General features: G+C 72.3%; 4 protein-coding genes. 3 read left to right on the top strand and 1 reads right to left on the bottom strand.

Annotation, left to right across the window (positions count from 1 at the left end):
• Positions 1 to 157 precede the first annotated feature (157 nt).
• From fdxA to HMPREF3105_RS04115, 3 genes are all read left to right on the top strand, one after another.
• Complete coding sequence (gene fdxA / locus HMPREF3105_RS04125) at positions 158 to 484, top strand: ferredoxin (protein ID WP_036316465.1); 327 nt, start codon at positions 158 to 160, stop codon at positions 482 to 484.
• A 5-nt stretch (positions 485 to 489) separates the two neighbouring features.
• Complete coding sequence (dapC, locus tag HMPREF3105_RS04120; RefSeq protein ID WP_070708832.1) at positions 490 to 1,641, top strand: succinyldiaminopimelate transaminase; 1,152 nt, start codon at positions 490 to 492, stop codon at positions 1,639 to 1,641.
• A gap of 148 nt (positions 1,642 to 1,789) precedes the next feature.
• Positions 1,790 to 3,076 carry a citrate synthase gene (locus HMPREF3105_RS04115; RefSeq protein ID WP_083325293.1) on the top strand — a complete coding sequence of 429 codons (1,287 nt, stop codon included), beginning with the start codon at positions 1,790 to 1,792 and terminating at the stop codon, positions 3,074 to 3,076.
• A gap of 96 nt (positions 3,077 to 3,172) precedes the next feature.
• Here HMPREF3105_RS04115 and HMPREF3105_RS04110 read toward each other — a convergent pair whose 3' ends face one another.
• The gene (locus HMPREF3105_RS04110) at positions 3,173 to 4,180 is read right to left on the bottom strand and encodes a DUF559 domain-containing protein (RefSeq protein ID WP_070708831.1); all 1,008 of its coding nucleotides are present in this window, start codon (positions 4,178 to 4,180) and stop codon (positions 3,173 to 3,175) included.
• Positions 4,181 to 4,221 lie beyond the last annotated feature (41 nt).

Raw genomic sequence — 4,221 nt, 5'->3', positions numbered from 1 at the left:
CGGGCCGGCGGCTGGACCGCCGACCCGCGGAGGCCGCCGAGGCCGCCACGCGCCCCCGCCGGGCCACTGTGACCGCCCGCGAAACGCGTCCGGGGGAGCGAGTACCCTGGACCGCAGCCCCGCAACCCCGTGCCCAGAGAGAGGTGGACGGTCAGCCATGACCTACGTGATCGCGTTGCCGTGTGTGGACGTCAAGGACAAGGCGTGCATCGACGAATGCCCCGTGGACTGCATCTACGAGGGTGAGCGCATGCTCTACATCCACCCGGACGAATGCGTCGACTGCGGTGCGTGCGAGCCGGTGTGCCCCGTCGAGGCCATCTACTACGAGGACGACACCCCCGAGGAGTGGGCCGAGTACTACAAGGCCAACGTCGAGTTCTTCGACGACCTGGGCTCCCCGGGCGGCGCCGCCAAGCTGGGCATGATCGCCAAGGACCACCCGATCATCTCCGCTCTGCCCCTGCAGAACGCGGACGCCTGAGCCCCATGCTGACGCTGCCGGACTACCCGTGGGACACGCTCACCCCCTACCGTGAGCGTGCCGCCGCCCACCCGGACGGCGTCGCGGACCTGTCCATCGGAACGCCGGTGGATCCGACGCCGGCGCTGATCCGCCGGGCCCTGACCGAGGCCGCCGACGCGCACGGCTACCCGACGACGCACGGCACGGACGCCCTGCGCCGCGCGGTCGTCGACTGGTACGCCCGGCGCCGCGGGGTGTCCGGGCTGGACCCGGCGGCCGTGGTGCCCACGGTCGGGTCCAAGGAGTTCATCGCGTGGCTGCCCACGCTGCTCGGGCTCGGCGCAGGCGACGTCGTCGTCCACCCCGAGGCCGCCTACCCCACCTATGCGGTGGGCGCGCTGCTGGCCGGGGCGGAGGCCGTGGCCGCGGACGGCCTCGACGCGCTGGCGCCCGAGGTGCGTGAGCGGGTGCGCCTCGTGTGGACCAACTCGCCGGCCAACCCCACCGGTGCCGTGCTGGACGCCGCGGCGCTGCGCCGCACGGTCGACGCCGCCCGTGGCGTGGGCGCCGTGGTGTGCGGGGACGAGTGCTACGCCGAGCTCGGCTGGGACGCGTGGGACGGGGCCGTCGTGCCCTGCATCCTGTCCGACGAGGTCTCCGGCGGCGACCTGACGGGCCTGCTGAGCGTCTACTCGCTGTCCAAGCAGTCCAATCTCGCCGGCTACCGCGCCGCGTTCGCCGCGGGGGATCCGGAGCTCGTGGCGACCCTGGTCAACACCCGCAAGCACGCGGGCATGATCGTGCCCGCCCCGGTGCAGCACGCGATGGCCGTGGCCCTGGCCGACGACGCGCACGTCGCGGAGCAGAAGGACCGCTACCGCCGCCGTCGGGACGCGCTGCGCACCGCGCTGGAGGCCTCCGGCCACACGGTGGACCACTCCGAGGCGGGGCTGTACCTGTGGACCCGGCGGGCGGACCTGGACCCGGCCGACGCCACGGCGCAGGACTCGTGGGATCTGCTGGGCGACCTGGCGGACCTGGGCATCATCGCCGGGCCCGGCGTGTTCTACGGTGCCGGCGGCGACGGCTACGTCCGCGTGGCGATCACCGCCACGGACGAGGCGGTCGCCCGGGCCGCGGCGAGACTCACGGCCCGCGGGCCGCGGACCGGCTGAGCCGGGGTCGGGGGCCGTCGTCGGGGGAAGCGACCGCGCGTCCCGGGCCGGTCCTTGATAGTTTGGAGCAGAGTCGTCCCCGCGTGGGCGCGCCCACGCCGGCGCGTGAACCCGGGCCATCGAGAAGAGAAGACGAGGGAGCACACCCGTGACCCATCACGAGTCCGTCCGGCTGACCGTCGGCGAGCAGAGCCTGGACCTGGGCGTCGAGCACGCCACAGAGGGCAACAACGGCATCAACATCGCCCCGCTCCTGAAGGAGACCGGCGACGTCACCTACGACCCGGGCTTCATGAACACGGCGAACGCCAAGTCGGCCGTCACGTTCATCGACGGCGACCAGGGCATCCTGCGCTACCGCGGCTACGCCATCGAGGACCTCGCCGAGCACTCCTCCTTCATGGAGGTGGCCTACCTGCTCATCTACGGCGAGCTGCCCGAGTCCAAGGAGACCCTGGAGGCCTGGGAGACCAACATCCTGCGCCACAACATGGTGCACGAGGACCTCAAGCTGTTCTTCAACGGCTTCCCGCGGGACGCGCACCCCATGCCGGTGCTGTCCTCCTCCGTGTCCGGGCTGTCCACGTTCTACCCGGACTCCCTGGACCCCCACGACCCGGAGCAGGTCCACATCTCCACCGTGCGCCTGCTCGGCAAGCTGCCGGTGCTGGCCTCCTACGCGTTCAAGAAGTCGCTGGGTCAGCCGTTCATGTACCCGCACAACTCGCTGAACTACGTGGAGAACTTCCTCCGCCTGTGCTTCGGCGTGCCGGCCGAGGAATACGACATCGACTCGGACGTGGTCAAGGCCCTCGACCTGCTGCTCATGCTGCACGCGGACCACGAGCAGAACGCCTCCACCTCGACGGTGCGCCTGGTCGGCTCCACCCAGGCCAACCTGTTCGCCTCGGTGTCCGCCGGCATCAACGCCCTCTACGGCCCGCTGCACGGTGGCGCCAACGAGGCCGTGCTGAACATGCTCCGGAAGATCAAGTCGGAGGGCATCACGCCCGAGGACTTCATGGAGAAGGTGAAGAACAAGGAGGACGGCGTCCGTCTGATGGGCTTCGGGCACCGCGTGTACAAGAACTACGACCCGCGGGCCAAGATCATCAAGAAGACCGCCGAGGACATCCTGGGCAAGATGGGTGGCAACGACGAGCTGCTGGAGATCGCCCAGCGTCTCGAGGAGAAGGCCCTCGCCGACGACTACTTCGTGGAGCGCAAGCTCTACCCGAACGTCGACTTCTACACCGGCGTGATCTACAAGGCCATGGGCTTCCCGGAGAAGATGTTCACCGTCCTCTTCGCCCTGGGCCGCCTGCCCGGCTGGATCGCCCAGTGGCGCGAGCTCATGGAGGACCCGGCCACCAAGATCGGCCGCCCGCGCCAGATCTACGTGGGCGAGCAGCTGCGCCAGTACCCGCAGCGCTGACCCGGGGGCGCTGACCCTGCGTTGGGGGGCGGTTTCGGGTGGTATTCCGACGGAATACCACCCGAAACCGCCCCCAATGCGTTCGCCGGAGCGTCTTCATGTCGAGGCGGAGTGGCCGAGGCGGCGTCGGACCACCGCGACGACGCCACGGAAGTCCTCGCGCCCATCCGCCCAGGTGACGCGGAGCGTCGTCCAGCCGCGCGCCTGGCCGTAGCGGTCCCGGCGGGCGTCGCGCGCCTGCTGCTCCCGCGTGCGGTGCCCCGCACCGTCGTACTGCAGGGCCAGGCGCACGTGGCGGTAGGCCAGGTCGGCCACGGGGGAGAAGGGGTCCCCGGGTTCGAGCGCGGCCTGCAGCTCCGGCTCCGGCAGCCCGCCGGCCACGAGGGCGAGGCGCAGGCGGGTCTCGGGCGGCGAGTCCGCCCCGACGCGAACGGAGTCCAGCGCCTCCCGGGCGGCCGGGCGGCCATGGAAGCGTCCGGACGCGTGCAGCGCCCACCGCAGCGCGGCGATCGTGGTGGCCGGATCCGTCCGGCCCGCGGGCGTCCACGGGTGCCGGACGGCGTGGTCGCCGGCGGCCACGAGGTCCTCGAACGTCCACGGGGGCGTCAGGGAGCACAGGTCCAGCCAGGTGCGATCGACGGTGGTGATGCGCAGGCCGTGCACGTGCGTGACGAACTCGGGCGCCAGCGGCCTGCGGTGGTCCATCAGACCGGCCCGCCGGACGCGTCGCGTCCCCCGAGCCACGGTGAGGTGCACCGGCGGGTCGGCCTCGAGCTCGCCCGTCGCCGGGTCGCGCCGCCGCCAGGCTCGCGCGGGCATCGGCAGGCCGTGCAGGTGGGCCGCGGTCTCGTGGGAGAGGACGGCATCCGGGCGTCGGCGCAGAAGCGCGGCAAGGTGATCAGGGGAGAAGCCGTGCCCGGGCTCGGGCAGGCCCAGGTCGGCCCAGCCCGTGCCAGGGCGTGCCCGCTGCCGGTGGAAGCCCTGTCCGACCCGCTCCAGGTCCGGCCGGCGGGCGCGGTCGGGCGGCAGCCCCAGTCGGGCCAGGTCCGTGGCCAACAGGACGGCGGGCTGGTCGGGCGGCAGAGGAGTCACGACGCGCGGCATGCCCCCATCGGACGACGCCGGCGGGGCGCCCGGGGCGCGCT

The sequence above is a fragment of the Micrococcus sp. HMSC31B01 genome (assembly GCF_001816085.1).
GTDB classification, from domain to species: domain Bacteria; phylum Actinomycetota; class Actinomycetes; order Actinomycetales; family Micrococcaceae; genus Micrococcus; species Micrococcus luteus.
This window is presented reverse-complemented; position numbering and strand designations above follow the sequence as displayed.

What these genes read in the sequence shown, in the direction of transcription:
- HMPREF3105_RS04110 (WP_070708831.1), bottom strand. Translation starts at nt 4,180, where the DNA reads ATGCCGCGCGTCGTGACTCCTCTGCCGCCCGACCAGCCCGCCGTCCTG.
- fdxA (WP_036316465.1), top strand. Translation starts at nt 158, where the DNA reads ATGACCTACGTGATCGCGTTGCCGTGTGTGGACGTCAAGGACAAGGCG.
- dapC (WP_070708832.1), top strand. Translation starts at nt 490, where the DNA reads ATGCTGACGCTGCCGGACTACCCGTGGGACACGCTCACCCCCTACCGT.